Raw genomic sequence first — 18,210 nt, 5'->3', positions numbered from 1 at the left:
ATTTTCGTTGACCTGAAATCAATGAGTAGTGAAACCGCTCCTGCCTTAACGGCATAGCATGACGGCAAAGACTGTTTTGCAAGTGATAGCGCTCTGACTGTTCGAGAAGAATCAGAAGGATTAAAACTATGAACATTATTAAGCAGCTTGAAGCTGAACAGATTGCAAAGATTGCTGAAAAGCGCGTTCTGCCAGATTTCGACGCCGGTGATACAGTTCGCGTTCTCGTACGCGTAACTGAAGGTACACGTACCCGTGTACAGGCTTACGAAGGCGTTTGCATCGGCCGTTCGGGCGCAGGTCTGCAGGAAAGCTTCACCGTTCGTAAGATTTCTTACGGCGAAGGCGTAGAGCGCGTATTCCCTGTTTATTCTCCGCTGGTTGAAGGCGTTGAAGTTGTTCGTCGCGGTAAAGTCCGTCGTGCGAAACTTTACTACCTTCGTGGTCTTACCGGTAAGGCTGCCCGTATCGTTGAGAAAAAAGACAATCGTTCGAAAGCTGAACGTGAAGCAGACAAGCGCGCTGCTGAGCGTGATGCTGCTGCCAAGGCAGCTGCAGAATAATTTTCTGCATCTTTCTGCGATTATAAAATTTCCAGGGATAAGGGCGGCCTCAGGGTCGCCCTTTTTCTATTTGCAAAGATTAAATGCCGCTTGGGTAATAATCTTGCTGCGACACCCTGTTCCGCTTGTCATTTCTTGACGAAATCGCATAGCGGGTGCATATGAACCATAATCATATCGGTTCTGTGGTCCTGTGATTGCCGGGAGGTAATGGCTGCAGAACGCTTGCAAAGGATACTAAGAGCCATGAGCGCGCCGCGTACACTCTATGACAAGATCTGGGACGATCATCTGGTAGATCAGCAGGATGACGGTACCTGCCTGCTTTATATTGATCGCCATCTTGTGCATGAAGTGACCAGCCCTCAGGCTTTTGAAGGTCTGCGTATGGCTGGCCGTAAAGTGCGTCATCCGGAACGCACACTGGCTGTTGTTGATCATAACGTGCCGACATCGGCAGATCGTATCAACGGCATCAAGAATGAAGAAAGCCGTATTCAGGTTGAAGCTCTGGCCAAAAATGCGGCCGAGTTCGGCGTTGAATATTATTCCGAGCGCGATAAGCGTCAGGGCGTTGTGCATATTGTTGGTCCTGAACAGGGTTTCACGCTGCCGGGCATGACCATTGTTTGCGGTGACAGCCACACATCAACCCACGGTGCTTTTGGCTCGTTAGCGCATGGTATCGGTACGTCCGAAGTGGAACACGTACTGGCCACCCAGACCCTGATCCAGAAAAAAGCTAAAAACATGCTGGTGCGTGTGGATGGTAAGCTGGCAGCAGGTGTAACCGCTAAAGACATTACACTGGCGATCATCGGTAAAATCGGCACCGCCGGTGGTACCGGTTATGTGATTGAATATGCCGGTGATGCAATCACTTCTTTGACTATGGAAGGCCGTATGACGGTCTGTAATATGTCGATTGAAGGCGGTGCACGCGCCGGTCTGATCGCACCGGATCAGACGACTTTTGATTATATCCGTGGCAAACCGCGCGCGCCAAAAGGCGAACAGCTTGAACAGGCTATGGCTTATTGGCAGACCCTGAGCACAGATGAAGGTGCGCATTTCGATAAGATTGTGACTCTTGATGCCGCTGAAATCTCACCGGTTGTCACATGGGGTTCTTCGCCGGAGGACGTGGTTTTCGTGACCGATGTGGTGCCTAACCCTGATGACATTCAGGATGATACCAAGCGTTCATCAAAGTGGCGTGCGCTCGAATATATGGATCTGAAGCCTGGCACCAAGATCACCGATATTGCGATTGATCGCGTCTTTATCGGCTCCTGCACCAATGGCCGTATTGAAGATCTGCGCGATGCTGCACGCATGGTTGAAGGTAAAAAAGTTGCCTCCACTGTCAATGCGATGATTGTTCCGGGTTCCGGCCTTGTAAAAGAAATGGCTGAAGCTGAAGGTCTGGACAAGATTTTCATCGAAGCAGGCTTTGACTGGCGTGAGCCGGGCTGCTCGATGTGTCTGGCAATGAATGATGACCGTCTGAAGCCGGGTGAGCGTTGTGCATCCACTTCAAACCGTAACTTTGAAGGTCGTCAGGGCTTTAAAGGCCGTACTCATCTGGTGTCGCCTGCAATGGCCGCCGCCGCAGCCGTGGCGGGACACTTTGTTGATATCCGCGACTGGAACTAAGTTTTTCAGCTTTTAAAAAAAACCCGCTCATTGCGTAAGATCAATGGGCGGGTTTTTCTTTTCAGCTAAAACAGCATTGATTAGGCTGGTTTTTTCTAACGAAGCAGCTACTCTAGTGGATTGAATTTGACGTTTGGCTGCCGACTGACACAAGCGCTGCTCCAAACGTCAAATTCAAAAAATCCACTAGTTTTATATAGTCTTTAGTGGTCTTTTTGATTCCGACATTTGCTCTGCACAATACCCCACGGAATGCAAATGTCGGAATCAGACCACTAGTTCTTATTCGCCAAAAGGGAAGGCATCATGACACAGGATCACGCTATTGATATTTCATTGCTTCACTTACGTGATGCCCGTGAACTTGCGCCTTTGCTGGCCGATTATGCGCAGGCGCTGAAGCGCGGTGCACCGCGCCGTCCGGATGAATATTATGCGGAAAAGCTGTTGCAGGATCGCAGTGCTGAATTGCTCGGTGCGCGGCTTGATGGCGTACTGGTCGGCTTTGTGATTTTCTATGATCTGCCGGAGCCGGTATCGGGCATGCGCGCAGGGCAGGTGGACCATATTTACGTCCATCACGAGCACCGCAAAAAAGGTATCGCCAAGGCTTTGATTGATGTGCTGGCTGATAAGGCCGAAGAGCGCTCATGGAGCAAGCTGGCACTCAATGCACCGCGTCAGCCGGAAGATGGCCGCAAGCTGTATGAACAGGTCGCGGCCACAGCGGACTGGAGCAGTTTTGTGATTCGTTTTGCACCACATCTCCAGTAAACCTGTTGAAACACTGTCCGGCGGCTCATAATCAGGACAATTTAAACGCCGCCGGATTTTATTTTTATCGCGGATGTCCGGTAATAGGCCGCATAAAACCGTTTAAAACGTCATCTCTCTGCTCAGGTGCGACTAATTGCATGGCTGGTCGCATGGTTGTGACTTTGACGTGGTGACAAAAGCGCAGTAGATAAGCCCTAACATGGTCGTCCTTTAAACGATCTTGGCCGTATTCGCTCTACTGCGCGGCTCCTGAGCCTGTGAAGCTTCAAGAATTGCGCAGCATGTTAAAATGACAGAGTTTATATCTATGCTGGGCGCAGGTTCATCATAGATATAGACTCTGTTGGGCATGAACAGACCATAGATTTTGCCGGTATAGCGGCATGTTTAGCAAGGCCTGTTTATCGGTAACATTTACCAGGATAGCTATGACAACAAGACCAATAGTCAAAAGCCAGCGCCCGCTGTCACCGCATTTGTCGATTTATAAACCGGCAATTACCATGACAACGTCGATCATTCACCGCATTACCGGCGGCGCACTCTATTTCGGCACCGTATTGCTTGCCGTATGGCTGATTTCCGCAGCGGTCAGTGAAGATTGCTTTAATTTCGTCAACGGCCTGTTCGGCTCGTGGATTGGACGCCTTGTGCTGTTCGGCTACACATGGGCTCTGATGCAGCATCTGGCAGGCGGTATCCGCCATTTCATCTGGGATATGGGCGCAGGACTTGAAAAACACACTGCCAGCAAAATGGCCTGGGCCACGGTCGTGTTTTCAGTTGTTGCGACAATCCTGATCTGGGTTGTGGCTTACAGCCTGCGCTGAGAGGACTGATATATGCAAGATATGCGCACCCCTCTGGGTAAGGTTCGCGGCCTTGGTTCCGCCAAGGAAGGCACCGGCCATTTCTGGACACAGCGTATGAGTGCTGTCGCACTTGTGCCGCTGGTGATTTACTTCATCGGCCTGATTATCTGCCTCAATGGTGCAGATTATGCAGAAGTCCGCGCTGCAATCGCCCATCCGTTTAACGCGATTGTGATGGCACTGTTTGTTCTGACCGGTGTTTATCACATGCGTCTGGGCATGCAGGTTATTATTGAAGATTATATTCACGGCGAAGGCCTGAAGATTGTTTGCGTTATGCTCAACACCTTCTTTGCGATTGTTGTTGGCGGCGCGAGTGTATTTGCAATCCTCAAGCTCAGCTTCGGAGGTTGATAGGCCAAATGGCAACAACTAAAGACACAGCTGCTAACGGCAGCAAATATACCTATGTCGACCACAAATTTGACGTTGTGGTTGTCGGTGCCGGTGGTGCAGGCTTGCGTGCAACACTGGGTATGGCAGAGCAGGGCTTTAAAACAGCCTGCATTACCAAGGTTTTCCCGACGCGCTCCCATACGGTTGCAGCGCAGGGCGGTATTGCTGCTTCGCTTTCTAATATGGGTCCGGACAGCTGGCAGTGGCATATGTATGACACTGTTAAAGGCTCCGACTGGCTCGGTGATACAGACGCCATGGAATATCTGGCCCGTGAAGCGCCTGCGGCGGTTTATGAGCTGGAACATTACGGCGTGCCGTTCTCCCGTACTGAAGAAGGCAAAATCTATCAGCGTCCATTCGGCGGTCATATGCAGAACTTCGGTGATGGTCCGCCGGTTCAGCGTACCTGTGCTGCTGCCGACCGTACCGGTCACGCTATTCTGCACACGCTTTACGGCCAGTCACTCAAGAACAATGCGCAGTTCTTCATTGAATATTTCGCGCTTGATCTGATTATGACTGACGGTGTTTGCACCGGCGTTGTGGCATGGAATCTGGATGACGGTACAATTCACCGTTTCTCCGCCAAAATGGTCGTTCTGGCCACCGGTGGTTACGGTCGTTCGTATTTCTCGGCAACCTCTGCCCATACCTGCACCGGTGACGGCGGCGGCATGGTTGCACGTGCCGGTCTGCCACTGCAGGATATGGAATTCGTTCAGTTCCACCCAACCGGTATTTACGGCGCAGGCTGCCTGATTACAGAAGGCGCACGCGGTGAGGGCGGTTATCTTGTGAACTCTGAAGGCGAACGCTTCATGGAGCGTTATGCACCTTCCGCCAAGGATCTGGCATCGCGTGACGTTGTGTCCCGCTGCATGACCATTGAGATCCGTGAAGGCCGCGGCGTTGGCAAGAACAAAGATCACATCTATCTGCATCTGGATCATCTTGATCCGGCAATTCTGCATGAGCGTCTGCCGGGTATTTCGGAAAGCGCCAAGATTTTTGCCGGTGTTGATCTGACCAAAGAGCCGATTCCGGTTCTGCCGACAGTTCACTACAATATGGGCGGTGTGCCGACCAACTATTGGGGCGAAGCGCTGAACCCGACGGAAGACAATCCTGATCGTGTACAGCCTGGTCTGATGGCTGTGGGTGAAGCCGGTTGTGCGTCCGTGCATGGTGCAAACCGTCTCGGTTCAAACTCGCTGATCGATCTCGTGGTATTCGGCCGTGCGGCTGCAATCCGCGCCGGTGAAGTGATTGACCGTGCTGCAAAAATTCCTGATCTCAATCTCGCTGCCTGCGATAAGATCATGGAACGTTTCGACCGTCTGCGCTTTGCTGACGGCGGCACTCCGACTGCTGTTCTGCGTGAAAAAATGCAGCGCACCATGCAGGAAGATGCTGCTGTATTCCGTACCTCAGAATCCCTGAAACAGGGTTGTGAACGTATGGCCGCGATCTGGAAAGAAATGCCGGATATTAAAGTGACTGATCGCTCATTGATCTGGAACTCCGACCTGATGGAAACATTGGAGCTGGAAAACCTGATGGCCAATGCGATGACCACTGTTGTGGCCGCTGAAGCCCGTAAGGAAAGCCGTGGCGCCCATGCCCATGAGGATTTCCCGAACCGTGATGACGTGAACTGGCGCAAGCATTCGCTGTCCTGGCTCTCAGAAGACGGCACAGTTACGCTTGGCAGCCGTCCTGTTCATCTTGACCCTCTGGTCAAGGAAGAAGACGGTGGTATCAGCCTCGCTAAAATTGCGCCTAAAGCGCGCGTTTACTAAGGATTGGGGAAAGAGCAATGGTAGAACTGGCACTTCCCAAGAATTCGCAGATCCGTCCCGGCAAAGTCTGGGACAAGCCTGCGGGTGCAACGAACCTGCGTGAATTCAAGATTTACCGCTGGTCGCCGGATGACGGTCAGAACCCGCGTCTCGACACATTTTATGTCGATCTTGATGATTGCGGCCCGATGGTTCTCGATGCACTTCTGTATATCAAGAACAAGATTGATCCGACGCTGACGCTGCGCCGCTCCTGCCGTGAAGGTATTTGCGGCTCATGCGCCATGAATATTGATGGTTCGAATACGCTTGCATGCACCAAAGGCATGGAAGATATCAAAGGCACTGTTAAGATCTATCCTCTGCCGCATATGCCGGTTGTGAAGGATCTGGTGCCTGATCTGAGCCATTTCTATGCGCAGCACCGCTCGATTGAGCCATGGCTGAAAACGGTTTCGCCTGAGCCGCAGAAAGAGTGGCTGCAGAGCCATGAAGACCGCGCCAAATTGGACGGCCTTTATGAGTGCATTTTGTGCGCTTGCTGCTCGACCTCGTGCCCGAGCTACTGGTGGAACGGCGACCGTTATCTCGGTCCTGCCGTGCTGCTGCAGGCTTATCGCTGGTTGATTGATTCCCGTGATGAAGCAAAAGGCGAACGTCTCGATAATCTCGAAGATCCGTTCCGTCTTTATCGCTGCCACACAATCATGAACTGCGCGCAGACATGCCCTAAAGGCCTGAACCCTGCGAAGGCGATTGCCGAGATCAAGAAAATGATGGTCGAGCGCCGCGTATAATCACGGCGAATAACCAAAAAACTAAAAGGCACCGTTCGCGGTGCCTTTTTTGTGGCTTCATAAATCTGCCTGATTAAGCGCGCTTAAATTTTTATGCTTTAGTCTGCAACTCTTACGCGCTGTCAGCGTTTCGTGTTTGCATAAGTTGTGTAATCTTTGGCGGAGGCCGTTATGCTTGATCAGATCGGATTTATGGTCACCAATAAAGATAAAGCGCGGGCTTTTTACTCTGCTGCTTTGGCGCCTCTGGGCATTGATGCTGTCACGGAATTCGGCAACTGGCAGGGTTATGGTCGTCACGGTAAGCCGGAATTCTGGATCGGCTCACAAAAAGGTTCTGCCTATCAGGGACAAATGCATCTGGCATTTCTGGCAGGTACACGTGGCGAGGTTGAGCGCTTTTATCAGGCAGCACTCAGTGCAGGCGGTATTGAGCACAGCGCACCGGTTTTACGCCCGAATTATCATGCGGACTATTTTAGTGCGCAGGTCAAAGACCCGGACGGGCATATTATCGAAGTTGTCTGTCACATGCCCGCTTAGAGCGGTTACAGTTAATGCTAATCGATAGAACCGCTTTTTTATATGATTTGACGCACATCTTATTCCGAAAACCGCTTCACACTTTTCGGGATGCGCTTGAAAGAAAAAAGCCGCAGATCAAATCTGCGGCTTTTTTAATTGTACTCAGATTTAAAGCAATGTGGCCGTGAGATTGATTTCCAGCGCATTCAAAGCGCGGGAGACTGGACAATTTTCTTTGGCTTGTTTGGCCAGTTTCTGAAAATCATTTTCGGAAATATTGGCGACACGTGCGCGCAAGGTCAGATCGCTTTTGGCAATAGAAAAACCGCCGCCTTCATTCGGCACGGTGCTGATGGTCGCAGTTGCCTGTAATTCCGTTGGTGGGGTGCCATTGGTGGAAAGCAGGGACGACAGCATCATGGCAAAACAACCCGCATGGGCAGCACCAATCAGTTCTTCCGGATTGGTGCCTGCATTGCCGTGTATATCTTCAGTGCGTGATTTAAAGCTGTAAGGCAGTTCATTGAGTGCGGTGCTCTGGGTTGTCAGTTTTCCGGTACCGGTTTTCAGGTCGCCGTTCCAGATGGCCGTGGCAGTTCGGTTCATTGTCTCTCTCCTAATTGATCCCGTGTCTGAGACTCTATGAAAAGAAATAGTTTTGACGTGCCTATTATCCAGTGCAATCCAAGCAGATTTTTGTCAGATCGCCTCACCCTGTAACAAGCGCGGGTTTTCCTTGCCGAAACCTGCGGCCTGTTTGATGAAATAGTTTTTCATCACCGGCAGGCGGTCAACAAGACCGAGGCCGATATCGCGCACGGTGCGCAGTGCCAGATTGTCATTAGAAAACAGTCGGGTCAGAACATCGGTGCTGACGCCCATCTGCACGGTGTCGAAGCGGCGCCATGTCTGGTATTTTTCGAGTGCAGCAAAAGAACCTATATCAAGGCCGAGGCGCTCGGTATCAACAATCACCTGTGCTAGCGTAGCCGCATCGCGGAAACCGAGATTCAGTCCCTGTCCGGCAATCGGGTGAATACCGTGCGCGGCATCACCGACCAGTGCGAAGCGCGGCTTTACAAATTCACGCGCCAATGTGAGACCCAGAGGGAAAGCCCGCTTGTTGCCTTCAACACGAATTTCACCCAGATGATGACCGAAGCGCTGTTCCAGTTCAGCCTCAAACACGAAGTCATCCTGCGCAACCAGACGGTTGGCATCTTCAGTGCGCTCTGCCCAGACGAGGGAGGAGCGGTTGCCTTTGAGCGGCAGAATGGCAAAAGGTCCTGCAGGCAGGAAGTGTTCAATCGCGCGGCCTTCATGCGGACGCTCATGGGAGACATTGCAGACAATGCCAGACTGGCCATAGCTCCAGTGAACGGTTTTAATACCGGCCTGATCGCGCATGCGTGAGCGCACGCCATCGGCGCCGACCAGCAGTCTTGTTTCCAGTATGCGGCCATCGGCCAGTGTTACAGTCACAGCATTGGATTCGGTGGTGAAACCTTCAACGCCGCAGCCTTCAATCACATGAATACCGAGTTCAGCTGCCTTGGCATGAAGCGAGGCATTGAGAACCTTGTTTTCAACCATATGGGCGAAGGGTTCACCCGGATTTACTTCACCGGCAAAGGTCAGGAAAACAGGGCGCACCGGATCGGACACGCGGGAATCGGTGATCACCATGTCATTGATCGGCTGTGCATCCGGTTTGATCGCCTGCCAGCAACCAAGCTGTTCCAGCATACGGGTGGCGGCAGCGGCAATCGCCGAAGCGCGGGGATCTTTTTTCCACTGACCGGCCGGTGCAGCATCAATGATTGTGACATCCAGCTGAGGTGCGCCGGTTTTAATGGCAACCGCCGTGGTCATCCCCACATAACCCGCGCCCGCGATCAGAACATCAGTTTTGACCGGAGCAGATGCCGCCTCAGCAGCAGCCGGAGATGATTTGCGGGACGATTTGGCCATGACGGTTTCCTTCTCTGCACGACAGGTTTGCAGGACTGTCAGTTCTCTTTCAACCAGTTCGTGCTTTATAACACATAGATGTAGATAGGCTTTAAGCCGGTTTGTCTCAAGCGGAAATGCCGCAGTTTTTACCCGCAATCCCTTGCGCCGTAAGACGACCGGTTGTAGCCATAGTATAGCTGTCGCAGAAAATGAGTTTCCTATGTCTGAAGCAATGAAAGAACTTTTGTCGATCCTTGATCTGGAGCCGCTGGAACATAATCTGTTCCGTGGTCGCAGCCCTCAGGTGGGCTGGCAGCGGGTTTTTGGCGGGCAGGTGATCGGCCAGGCACTGGTTGCGGCACAGCGTACTGTAGAGGAAGGGCGTTTTGTCCATTCCCTGCACGGCTATTTCATGCGACCCGGTGATCCTTCAATTCCGATTATTTATCGCGTGGAACGGCTACGTGACGGTTCGAGCTTTTCGACCCGTCAAGTTGTAGCAATCCAGCATGGCGAAGCTATTTTTACTTTGTCTGCCTCGTTCCAGATTGATGAAGCAGGACTTGAGCATCAGATTCCGATGCCGCTTCATGTGCCGATGCCGGAAAAACTGCTCAGCATCAAAGATATGAAAGAGCAATATATCCAGATGGCGCCAAAGGCCGTGCGCAAATATCTGGAGCGCGACCAGCCGATTGATATGAAACCGGTATCGCTCAGTCATTATCTCACCAAAGATCCGCTGCCGCCGGAGCAAAATGTCTGGGTGCGCGCCTGTGGTGAGGTGCCGGATGACCGTGCATTGCAGGCGGCAATTCTGGCCTATCTCTCAGACATGACTTTGCTGGATACGTCACTGCATGCGCATGGACGTGCAGTATTTGATCCGGGTATGCAGGTTGCCAGTCTTGATCATTCGATGTGGTTCCATCATCCGTGCCGCCTGAATGACTGGCTGCTTTATAGTCAGGACAGCCCGATGGCAACCGGTGCGCGCGGCTTCAACCGTGGTTCAATCTTTACCCGTGACGGTGTGCTGATTGCCTCCACGGCGCAGGAAGGTCTGATCCGCGTCCGCGATTGAGATATGCACTGCAAAACAGAGTGAAAATACAGAAACACGCCCGAAAACGGGCGTGTTTCTGTATTTTAAGCCTGCTGAATATGTCAAGGAATGACGGACTCATGGTTAATGCTGTCTTAACTACCGTTATTGTATGATCGGACGCGATTCATAAAATTTACCTGTCTTCCGCATTTCTGCGGATTGAAACAGGTGAAAAAAATTGAGGCAGGTTTCATGCGGCAAGGCTATTCACCGTCCTACGGGCCAGATGAACAGGAAATTCGGGGAGAACGTCTGAGGCTCAGCGCTTTGCTGCGTCGTCAGATTGATATTTTCTCCGGCCTGTTGCTGCTGGCTTTGGTGGCGGGCGCTGTTGCCGCACTTGCCACATGGAATGTGGCTGATCCGAGTTTCAGCCATGCGACTGCCAATGAAGTGACCAATGCTGCAGGTTATCCGGGTGCGGTTTTTGCCGATCTTGCCATGCAGTTTTATGGTCTTTCCAGTGTCGTTGTGCTGCTGCCGCTGGTTTTCTGGGGCATTTTGATGATCGTCAATGGTCGTATTGACCGTTTGGCACGACGTATTTCTGCATGGTTTTTTGCATCCTTGCTGTTTGCTGCGATTGCCAGCTGTGTCACGCCGCCGGAAAGCTGGCCGATGCAGATCGGGCTTGGCGGTGTGTTCGGCGATATGGTGCTCAAAGTACCGGGTGTGTTTTTGGGGGAATTCCCTACCGGTGTGATTGCGCTTGGTATTGCCGTTATTTTGTCTGTTCCGGCTTTGTGGTTATGCGCCTTTGCCAGCGGCCTGATCGGCCGTGAGCGCAGCCTGACAAAACCTGTCCGCGCCAAAGCACGTCAGGTCGCAGACGATCATTATGATGAAGACTATGATGAGGAAACCGGTGAAATCCGCGCGGGCTTCTTCTCAACTCTGTCCGCATCGACCTTGGGTGCTGCATCGCACTGGATGCTGAGCGCCAAGGCATCGGTACGGCGCATGTTCGGTCTGAAGCGCAATCCGTCCACATCGCGCAAACGCAACCGTGATGATGATCCGTTCGGTGATGTGACAGTCGCGCGTCGGGGTGCAGGTCAGCGCTTTGAACCGGGTTTTGAACCTGCCGGTCATGCTGCTGATGACATGCATTTTGACGATGATGATTATGATGATGCACCGGCACCGCAACAACCTGCAGCTGTACAAGCTCCGCGCATGCAGGCGGCACGCAAAGCTCCGACAGCCCGCGCACCAACGCATCCGGCGAATAATGGCGGCCGCTTCATGCTGCCGGATCTCAATTATCTGAGCGAGCCGAAAGTGGTTGCGCGTGATCCGTCCTTGTCGAAAGAAGCGCTGGAGCAGAATGCCCGTGTTCTGGAAGGTGTGTTGGAAGATTTCGGTGTGCGCGGTGAGATTATTCAGGTCAAGCCGGGTCCGGTTGTGACCATGTATGAGCTGGAGCCGGCGCCGGGGATTAAATCTTCCCGTGTCATCGGTCTGGCTGATGATATTGCCCGCTCCATGAGTGCGATTTCTGCCCGTGTGGCGGTGGTGCCGGGGCGCAATGCCATTGGTATTGAACTGCCTAATCCGAAGCGCGAAATGGTATTCTTGCGTGAAATGCTGGCGAGCCGCGATTTCATGCAGACCAAAACCAAACTGGCACTGGCACTGGGCAAGACCATTAATGGTGAGCCGGTGATTGCCGATCTCGCCAAAATGCCTCACGTTCTGGTAGCCGGTACCACAGGTTCCGGTAAATCTGTGGCGATTAATACCATGATCCTGTCGCTGGTCTATCGCATGACCCCGCAGGAATGCCGCCTGATTATGATTGATCCGAAAATGCTGGAACTTTCCGTTTATGACGGTATTCCGCATTTGCTCACCCCTGTGGTGACTGATCCGAAGAAAGCGGTTGTCGCACTGAAATGGGCAGTGCGCGAGATGGAAGACCGCTATCGCAAAATGTCGAAAGTCGGCGTGCGCAATATTGACGGTTTCAACAGCCGTGTTTCACTGGCTGAGAAAAAAGGCGAGCAGATTTCCCGCACGGTGCAGACCGGTTTTGACCGCAATACCGGTGAGGCGGTTTATGAAACCGAAGAACTGGATCTGTCGCCAATGCCATATATCGTCGTGATTATCGACGAAATGGCCGATCTGATGATGGTTGCCGGTAAAGATATTGAGGGTGCGGTGCAGCGTCTGGCGCAGATGGCGCGTGCTGCCGGTATCCATGTGATTATGGCAACGCAGCGCCCGTCGGTGGATGTGATTACCGGTACGATCAAGGCGAATTTCCCGACCCGTATTTCGTTTCAGGTTACCTCTAAAATCGACAGCCGTACGGTGCTGGGCGAGCAGGGCGCTGAACAGCTGCTGGGTATGGGTGATATGTTATTTATGGCCGGTGGCGGTCGTATCCAGCGTGTTCACGGGCCTTTTGTCGGCGATGATGAAGTTGAACAGGTGGTTCAGCACCTTAAAGCGCAGGGTGTGCCGGAATATCTGGATGCTGTTATGGAAGATGATGAGGACGAGGGCGGTTCCGCACCGTCCGGTACGTCCAATCTGGAAAATTCCGATGATCCTTATGATCAGGCTGTTGCTGTGGTGCTGCGCGATAAGAAGGCCTCAACCAGCTATATCCAGCGCCGTCTCGGCATTGGTTATAACCGTGCAGCTTCGATCATCGAGCGTATGGAAGAAGAGGGTATTGTGGGACCTGCCAATCATGCGGGCAAACGCGATATTCTTGTCCCGACGCAGGATGATGATTACTGATCCTGCTCTGCCACAGTCAGGTCAAACTGCCGGTTTAAAAGATAAAAGAACACGGTGAAAACCGTCATAACGAATACGGGAGCATATGTCTCTGATGAAACTGAAATTGCCTTTCATGGTCGCAAAATATCTCACTGTTGCATCCGTTGCTCTGGGCGTGCTGCTGCCTGCCGGTTTTGCGCAGGCGCAATCAGCAAATAGTGGTGCGCAGGCACAAGCTATTGCCAATCAGTTTACAGCTGTGAAAACCATGACCGGTGAATTTGTGCAGTTTGGCCCGAAAGGCGATCAGACCGGCGGTAAATTCTACATTGAGCGTCCGGGTAAAATCCGTTTCAACTATGATAAATCGCCGATCACAGTGATCTCCGATGGTGAATCCGTCGTCGTCAATAATAAGAAGCTGGATACATGGGATTTGTATCCGCTGTCGAAAACACCACTGAAACTGCTGCTCAGCGATCATGTTGATCTGGGCGGCGGTCGTTTGCGCGGTTTGAAAAACGAACCGGATGCGCTGACCATGATTTTGGGCGACAAAGCGGTTTTTGCTGATGCCACAATCGCACTGATGTTTGATCCGGCCAATGCGGAACTGAAGCAGTGGACAATTACTGATGCGCAGCGTCAGGATACCACGGTGATGATCTTCAACGTGCAGAAAGGTGTGCGTTTTGCGGATAATATGTTCAAGATTGACTATCAGCGTCTGGCTATGAAGCGCAAAAATCGCTGATCCTTGTTCAAACTATTGAAAATGCCGCGCCTGCTTTAGCGCGGCATTTTTTATTTATCCGGCATTTGCACATCCTGCATAAGCGGCTTATGTTACGCAAACTATGGTGAGCCTTCACCTGTTTTGTCTTTTACCCTTCAGCCCGTTGAGCAGTTTAATGAGTTTTTCCGTCGCCACCTGGAATATCAATTCAGTTCGCCTTCGTTTGCCGCTGGTTCTGGACTTTCTGGAGAAGCACACACCGGATGTGTTGTGCCTGCAGGAAACCAAATGTCCTGATAACCAGTTTCCGCTCAAAGAGCTGTGTAACGCCGGTTATGAACATATCGCGATCAGCGGTCAGAAGGGCTATCACGGCGTGGCCACACTGTCGCGCAGGCCGATGGAAAATACGGAAACTATTGGCTTCTGTGATATGGGGGACTGCCGCCATCTCAGCAGTGTTGTGCAGGCGGGTGGTAAATCAATCCGCATCCATAATTTCTATGTGCCTGCCGGCGGGGATGAGCCGGATGTGACGATCAATCCGAAATTTGCCCATAAGCTGAATTTCCTTGAGGAAATGCGGGCAGTAACGGCAGATCGCGGTGATGGTTTTTCTTCTATTCTGGTGGGCGATCTCAATATTGCACCGCTGGAAAATGATGTCTGGTCACATAAGCAGATGCTGAAAATTGTCAGCCATACGCCGGTTGAAACCGAGACACTGGAAGATTTGCGGGTGAAAGGTGGCTGGAGTGATCTGATGCGGCAGGTAATCCCTGCAGATCAGAAAATTTATACATGGTGGAGCTACCGAGCCAAAGATTGGGATGCATCTGATCGCGGCCGTCGTCTCGATCACGTCTGGGGTTCCAAAGATCTTGAACCGCATATGAAAGAATTGCAGGTTCTGCGCCATGCCCGTGGCTGGGAGCGGCCTTCCGATCACGTGCCGGTTATTGCCCGCTTCGATCTCGACTGAAACATTCAAGGCATCGTGACTTGAATAAGTCACGATGCCTGTTTAAATAAATGTTACGGCTACTCATGCCGGTTAAAAGTGTATTTGAGGAGTTCATCACAATGAAGCAGACAGCACAGTTTTTCTTAACTGATGTTTTTGTTGTTTCACTGGATGCTGCTCTTGATAACTCTGTACACACTGCAAAATATTTCTGCGCAAACGCCTGACGGCCGCAGTCTTTTTCAAAATCTTTCTCTTCATCTGTCCCGTGAACGTACCGGTCTGATCGGGCGTAACGGCACCGGTAAATCAACTCTATTGCGTATCATAGCGGGCGAAACAGCACCGGCCAGTCGTTCGCTGACCAGTCATGCCAAACTCGGCTTCCTGCATCAGAATACGAATGAAGCGCATGAAACGATTGCCGACTTGTTTGGTGTGACGGAGCAACTGGCTGCACAGGCGCGTATTCTGGCAGGTGAAGGCAGCGACGATGATCTGGCTGATGCGGACTGGACATTGGAAAGCAGGATTGAGGATACGCTCTCTCAAATGGGTCTGCCAGAACTCCACCCGCAAACGCAACTGAGTACTTTAAGCGGCGGGCAGAAAACCCGTGCCGCTCTGGCTGCCCTGATTTTTCACGAGCCGGATCTGATCCTGCTGGATGAGCCGACCAATAATCTGGATATGCAGGGGCGTGAGGCTGTACTGCATTTGCTGCGCAATTGGCGTGGCGGGGCGCTGGTGGTCAGCCATGACCGCACATTATTGCGCGAGATGGACCGGATTATTGAGCTGACGCCGATTGGTGTGTCGTCTTATGGTGGTAACTGGGATTTTTATGAGATGCGCAAAGCGGAAGAACTTGCCGCTGCCCGTCATGATCTTGCAGTGGCTGAAACAGCTGTCAAACAGGCGGAGAAACAGGCGCGGCTCATCAGGGAACGGCAGGAAAAGCGGGATTCTGCCGGTAAGAAATTCCGTTTCAGTGCAGGGCAAAGTAAATTGCTGCTGGATGCCAGAGAAGATCGCGCACAGGCAACCGGCGGGCGTAATAATCAACTGGCGCAAAAGCAGGCAGAAAGCAGCCAGCAGATGCTGAGTGAGGCGCAGAGCAAGTTTGAGCGGCTGATCCCGCAGAATTTTGGCCTCGGCAATCTCAGTCTTGCCGCAACGAAAACGGTACTCGTTGCGGAACATCTGACAATGGCTTTTAATGATCGTCAGCCACTATTTCAGGATTTGTCTTTGCAGATTACAGGCCCGGAACGCATTGCATTATGCGGGCCAAACGGATCAGGAAAAACGACTTTGCTGCATATATTGGCGGGAAAGCTGACACCGCAGCAGGGCAGCGTACAATATTATGTCCGTCATGCCATGTTGGATCAGCATGTGAGCCTGCTGGATGATGATCTGAGTATCAGGGATAATTTCAAGCTTCTGCAACCTGAAGCTACGGACAATGATTGCCGCGCCGCGCTGGCGCGCTTCATGTTCCGTGCGGATGCGGCTTTGCAAAAAACTGGAGAACTCAGCGGCGGTGAGAGGCTGCGGGCGGGTTTGGCCTGTGTTCTGGGCGGTGTTCAGGCACCGGAACTGCTCATCCTTGATGAGCCGACCAATCATCTGGATATTGTCGCACTGCAATCGGTGGAAACGGCGCTCAATGCCTATGAAGGCGCATTGCTGATTACCAGCCATGATGAGGTGTTTTTGAACGCAATCGCACTTACGCGGCGTATCGAATTGCCGCTTTAAAGCACATCAGGCAAAGCCGGAGATGTTTTAATCGGAAAAACGGGATGACAGCTTGTCGATCTGCTCGACCATCTCATTCAGATTATTGCTGATATGCAGATAGAGCGAAGCGGCAAGCTCCGGATATTCTTCCAGAATGCGGTGGAAGATGGAGCGGCTGAGACGGATGACTTCAGTTTCTGTATCGGCGACGGCGCCGGTCAGGCGGCTGGTCTGTGCAATCAGTGCCATTTCACCCAGCACTGAGCCGGTGCTGATTGAGCGCAGATTGACGCGTCCCTGCTTGCCTTCATGAAAAAGGGTAATGCTGCCGCTGACAACAATATAGGCGCAGTCAGCACTTTGCCCCTCATGAAACAGTTCCCTGCCGGTACGCAGAACCATGCGTTCTGCGCCAAAGGCAAGCAGCCGCAGGTGCTGAGCCGAGAAGGCCTCGAAAAGGCCAATCGTACTCAGGAACTGAATGTCATCATCGAGCGCCATATGTCTCTTTCTTACACATAATCCTTATTCCGGAACGGGTTCCCGCTCGGGAATAATCGTATCCTGTTCCGGAAGAATTATGCTGTAACCCAAATTACCGAAAAATATCTAAAGTTTTCGATAAAATCATCTTTTATGCAGAATATTAAGCAGCCCGGACAGAATGAATGCCGGGCTGTCTTCATTCTCAGGGAACCAGCTTATACCCGCCGCTTTCGGTAATCAGCAGACTGGCATTGGACGGATCCAGCTCAATTTTCTGACGCAGGCGATAGACATGGGTTTCCAGCGTGTGCGTGGTAACGCCGGAATTATAGCCCCAGACTTCTTCCAGCAAGACATCGCGTCCGACCACGCCACCGGCGCGGTAAAGGAATTTGATGATTGCCGCTTCTTTTTCAGTGAGGCGGATTTTATCGCCTTTCTGGTCAAGCAGCAGCTTCTGGCTTGGTTTGAATGTATAAGGCCCGACGATAAAGGTCGCGTCTTCGCTCTGTTCATGCTGGCGCAGCTGCGCGCGGATGCGGGCAAGCAGCACTGCAAAACGGAACGGCTTGGTCACATAGTCATTGGCACCGGACTCAAAGCCCAGAATGGTGTCGCAATCCGTATCGTGACCGGTCAGCATAATGATCGGTGATGTAAAACCACCGGCACGCAGCTGTTTGACGGCATCACGGCCATCCATATCCGGCAGGCCGACATCCATAATCAGCAGGCTGATATTATTTGCCCGTGCGGTCTGAATTGCTTTGCCGGCAGTATCTTCCTGCAGGATCTGAAATTCAGGATGAAGTGACAGCTGGTCGATCAGGATGGAACGAAGATCCTCATCATCATCAACGATCAGAAGTGTATGGGCGATCATATCTGCCTCATTCGGTTTCAAAAACGGGAGCTGAACATCAGCAAGATGGGTGATTTATGACATTTAACGAAGAAAAACTAAAGAGAGGTCAGATGAAACAAAATTTACCTTATAAAATACGCCTTTAATGCTGCTTTTAAGCGATCTGACATCAGTTTATGGATGTGAATAAAATTAGCTGTGTAAATATATGGCATGGGAAATGATTCTCTG

General features: G+C 51.8%; 17 protein-coding genes. 13 read left to right on the top strand and 4 right to left on the bottom strand.

Going from position 1 to position 18,210, the window contains the following annotated elements:
• Positions 1 to 128: 128 nt before the first annotated feature.
• The 8 genes from rplS to LDL70_RS14765 all read left to right on the top strand — a co-directional run bounded on the left by rplS (position 129) and on the right by LDL70_RS14765 (position 7,406).
• A complete protein-coding gene (gene rplS / locus LDL70_RS14800; RefSeq protein WP_022709749.1) occupies positions 129 to 563 on the top strand; it encodes a 50S ribosomal protein L19 in 435 nt (144 codons plus the stop codon).
• A gap of 246 nt (positions 564 to 809) precedes the next feature.
• Positions 810 to 2,219 (top strand): 3-isopropylmalate dehydratase large subunit, encoded by a 1,410-nt coding sequence (gene leuC / locus LDL70_RS14795; protein ID WP_225685389.1) that lies wholly within the window; start codon positions 810 to 812, stop codon positions 2,217 to 2,219.
• A gap of 306 nt (positions 2,220 to 2,525) precedes the next feature.
• Positions 2,526 to 2,993 carry a GNAT family N-acetyltransferase gene (locus LDL70_RS14790; protein ID WP_022709747.1) on the top strand — a complete coding sequence of 156 codons (468 nt, stop codon included), beginning with the start codon at positions 2,526 to 2,528 and terminating at the stop codon, positions 2,991 to 2,993.
• A gap of 431 nt (positions 2,994 to 3,424) precedes the next feature.
• Complete coding sequence (gene sdhC / locus LDL70_RS14785; protein ID WP_225685387.1) at positions 3,425 to 3,826, top strand: succinate dehydrogenase, cytochrome b556 subunit; 402 nt, start codon at positions 3,425 to 3,427, stop codon at positions 3,824 to 3,826.
• 12 nt (positions 3,827 to 3,838) lie between these two features.
• Positions 3,839 to 4,222, top strand: coding sequence for a succinate dehydrogenase, hydrophobic membrane anchor protein (sdhD, locus tag LDL70_RS14780; protein ID WP_022709745.1), 384 nt, complete (start codon positions 3,839 to 3,841; stop codon positions 4,220 to 4,222).
• A gap of 8 nt (positions 4,223 to 4,230) precedes the next feature.
• Positions 4,231 to 6,066 carry a succinate dehydrogenase flavoprotein subunit gene (sdhA, locus tag LDL70_RS14775; RefSeq protein ID WP_225685385.1) on the top strand — a complete coding sequence of 612 codons (1,836 nt, stop codon included), beginning with the start codon at positions 4,231 to 4,233 and terminating at the stop codon, positions 6,064 to 6,066.
• Between the two features lie 17 nt (positions 6,067 to 6,083).
• Positions 6,084 to 6,863, top strand: a complete 780-nt coding sequence (locus tag LDL70_RS14770; RefSeq protein WP_022709743.1) for a succinate dehydrogenase iron-sulfur subunit — start codon at positions 6,084 to 6,086, stop codon at positions 6,861 to 6,863.
• A gap of 171 nt (positions 6,864 to 7,034) precedes the next feature.
• Positions 7,035 to 7,406 (top strand): VOC family protein, encoded by a 372-nt coding sequence (locus LDL70_RS14765; protein WP_022709742.1) that lies wholly within the window; start codon positions 7,035 to 7,037, stop codon positions 7,404 to 7,406.
• Between the two features lie 150 nt (positions 7,407 to 7,556).
• Here the strand turns inward: LDL70_RS14765 and LDL70_RS14760 are convergent, their stop codons facing one another.
• A complete protein-coding gene (locus LDL70_RS14760; protein WP_022709741.1) occupies positions 7,557 to 7,994 on the bottom strand; it encodes an OsmC family protein in 438 nt (145 codons plus the stop codon).
• Between the two features lie 93 nt (positions 7,995 to 8,087).
• Positions 8,088 to 9,359: a ubiquinone biosynthesis hydroxylase gene (locus LDL70_RS14755; RefSeq protein ID WP_225685384.1), complete on the bottom strand. Its 1,272-nt coding sequence runs from the start codon at positions 9,357 to 9,359 to the stop codon at positions 8,088 to 8,090.
• A 202-nt stretch (positions 9,360 to 9,561) separates the two neighbouring features.
• Between LDL70_RS14755 and tesB the strand changes: the two genes are divergently transcribed.
• From tesB to LDL70_RS14730, 5 genes are all read left to right on the top strand, one after another.
• Positions 9,562 to 10,425 (top strand): acyl-CoA thioesterase II, encoded by an 864-nt coding sequence (gene tesB, locus LDL70_RS14750; protein ID WP_033315854.1) that lies wholly within the window; start codon positions 9,562 to 9,564, stop codon positions 10,423 to 10,425.
• A 216-nt stretch (positions 10,426 to 10,641) separates the two neighbouring features.
• Positions 10,642 to 13,200: a DNA translocase FtsK gene (locus LDL70_RS14745; protein WP_225688602.1), complete on the top strand. Its 2,559-nt coding sequence runs from the start codon at positions 10,642 to 10,644 to the stop codon at positions 13,198 to 13,200.
• A 94-nt stretch (positions 13,201 to 13,294) separates the two neighbouring features.
• Complete coding sequence (locus LDL70_RS14740) at positions 13,295 to 13,936, top strand: outer membrane lipoprotein carrier protein LolA (protein ID WP_370637704.1); 642 nt, start codon at positions 13,295 to 13,297, stop codon at positions 13,934 to 13,936.
• 157 nt (positions 13,937 to 14,093) lie between these two features.
• Entirely contained in the window at positions 14,094 to 14,900 is an 807-nt protein-coding gene (locus LDL70_RS14735; RefSeq protein WP_225685383.1) for an exodeoxyribonuclease III, read from the top strand.
• Positions 14,901 to 15,053: 153 nt separating this feature from the next.
• Positions 15,054 to 16,646 (top strand): ABC-F family ATP-binding cassette domain-containing protein, encoded by a 1,593-nt coding sequence (locus LDL70_RS14730; RefSeq protein WP_370637703.1) that lies wholly within the window; start codon positions 15,054 to 15,056, stop codon positions 16,644 to 16,646.
• 27 nt (positions 16,647 to 16,673) lie between these two features.
• Here LDL70_RS14730 and LDL70_RS14725 read toward each other — a convergent pair whose 3' ends face one another.
• A complete protein-coding gene (locus LDL70_RS14725) occupies positions 16,674 to 17,129 on the bottom strand; it encodes a cyclic nucleotide-binding domain-containing protein (protein ID WP_022709734.1) in 456 nt (151 codons plus the stop codon).
• A gap of 187 nt (positions 17,130 to 17,316) precedes the next feature.
• The gene (locus LDL70_RS14720) at positions 17,317 to 17,997 is read right to left on the bottom strand and encodes a response regulator transcription factor (protein ID WP_028233341.1); all 681 of its coding nucleotides are present in this window, start codon (positions 17,995 to 17,997) and stop codon (positions 17,317 to 17,319) included.
• Between the last annotated feature and the right edge of the window lie 213 nt (positions 17,998 to 18,210).

The organism is Pseudochrobactrum sp. XF203, from assembly GCF_020341615.1.
GTDB lineage: Bacteria > Pseudomonadota > Alphaproteobacteria > Rhizobiales > Rhizobiaceae > Pseudochrobactrum > Pseudochrobactrum saccharolyticum.
This window is presented reverse-complemented; position numbering and strand designations above follow the sequence as displayed.